We start from the raw sequence: 1,545 nt of genomic DNA on the forward strand, positions 1-1,545 counted from the left end.
GATCGACACCGATCGGCAGGTGGGGTTGCTGCTGCCGTGCAACGTGGTGGTGCGGGCCGATGGCAGCAGCACGATCGTCGAAGCGATGAACCCCCAGGTGATGGTGGGGCTCTCGGATGCAGCGGGCCTGGCCGAGGTCGCCGACCGGGCCACTGCACTGCTGCAGAGCGCGATCATGGCACTCGGCGGAGACAGCACCACCGCATAGATGGGTGCGCACCGTATCGGCAGAGCGGCGGCGGTGATCGGGACCGTTGCACTGTGCGCCGTCGCGCTGGCGTCGGGGTGCAGTTCCTCACCTGCTCCCGACACCACGGGCACCGATCCGGCGGCACATCCGTCGTCGCCGGCCGCGCCGCCGCCGGGCTTCGGAGACACGGCCCTGTGGTCGATCCCGTTCCTGTCGCAGCCTCACATCGTCGAGGACGGGTTCGTCGGAGTCGTCGACTCCTCGGACGCATCCGGTTCGCACCGGGTGCAGGTACTCGACGACACCGGCACACCACGATTCGGCGTGGACGTACCCGCCGATCGCGACGAGTTCGCGGTGACGAGCACACACAACCGTGAGCTGTTGATCACCGAGGACATCGATGATCCCGGTTCGGGTGCACCGGCCACGGTGACCGCCCGCGATACCCGCACCGGCGACCTCGTATGGGGTCCGGTCTCCGCTGCAGGCTGCCTGACCGGGTCCGGACTGCTGATCGACGCCGACTGCTCGCAGACAGCAAAGCCCGCGGCCGTGGCCGCCATCTCGGCGACCGACGGACACCGCACCGACCTGGCGGGTGCGATCTCCGAATCCGGTGGATACGCGGTCACCGTCGACGGCGACACAGCGCGCATCGTGACCGCCGACACCGGCAACACCGCCTGGTCCACCGACACCCTCACCCCGCCCCCCGCAGCGATCCCCGGGACCGCACGATTCGTCGCCACCGCCGGCAATGCAGTGGTCGTGGCATGGACGATCCCGACCCGTCCCGAACCGATCCAGGCGGTCTATCGCCTCTCCGATGCCGAGCTCCGATGGATCAGCGGTAGCCGCAGTCCGATGGTGATGACCGCCGACAGCAGTAGCGGGGCGACGATGATCACCACCGCAGACCTCACCGACGACGGCATCGCTGTCCTGTTCGAGCAGTACGGCACCCGAGGTTTCACCGCCGATCAATTTCCCGGTGCCGACCGCTTCTCTCTGGTCGGCGGCATCGTCTACGGCGCGTCGGACTCGCGGGTGACTGCCATCGATGCGACCTCCGGCCGCGTCACCGGCACATCACCGAGCGCCGCACCGACAGCAGTGACCTCGAACGGTGTCGCATTGGCCCAGAGCAGCGACGGGTACACCGCATTCAAGGTGATCCCCCATTTCTGAGCTGCCCGCCCGCACACCCCGTTCAGGACGTCTTGGGACGACCTCGAAGATCGACGGAGAACAACGGACCGAGCAGACACACGTTGATCACCCCGGTCAGCACGAAGACACCGCCGATCACTCCCACCACGATGCCCCCGACACCGCCGAGCACGACGGCGACC

General features: G+C 68.0%; 2 protein-coding genes. Both read left to right on the plus strand.

Going from position 1 to position 1,545, the window contains the following annotated elements; translation table 11 throughout:
• Positions 1-208: DUF302 domain-containing protein (locus A2J01_RS21150; RefSeq protein WP_156519343.1), on the plus strand; the 208-nt coding region annotated here is incomplete at its 5' end.
• Positions 209-1,381: a hypothetical protein gene (locus A2J01_RS21155; RefSeq protein WP_064113509.1), complete on the plus strand. Its 1,173-nt coding sequence runs from the start codon at positions 209-211 to the stop codon at positions 1,379-1,381.
• Positions 1,382-1,545: the final 164 nt, after the last annotated feature.

The sequence above is a fragment of the Rhodococcus sp. EPR-134 genome (genome assembly GCF_001647205.1).
GTDB classification, from domain to species: domain Bacteria; phylum Actinomycetota; class Actinomycetes; order Mycobacteriales; family Mycobacteriaceae; genus Rhodococcus_F; species Rhodococcus_F qingshengii.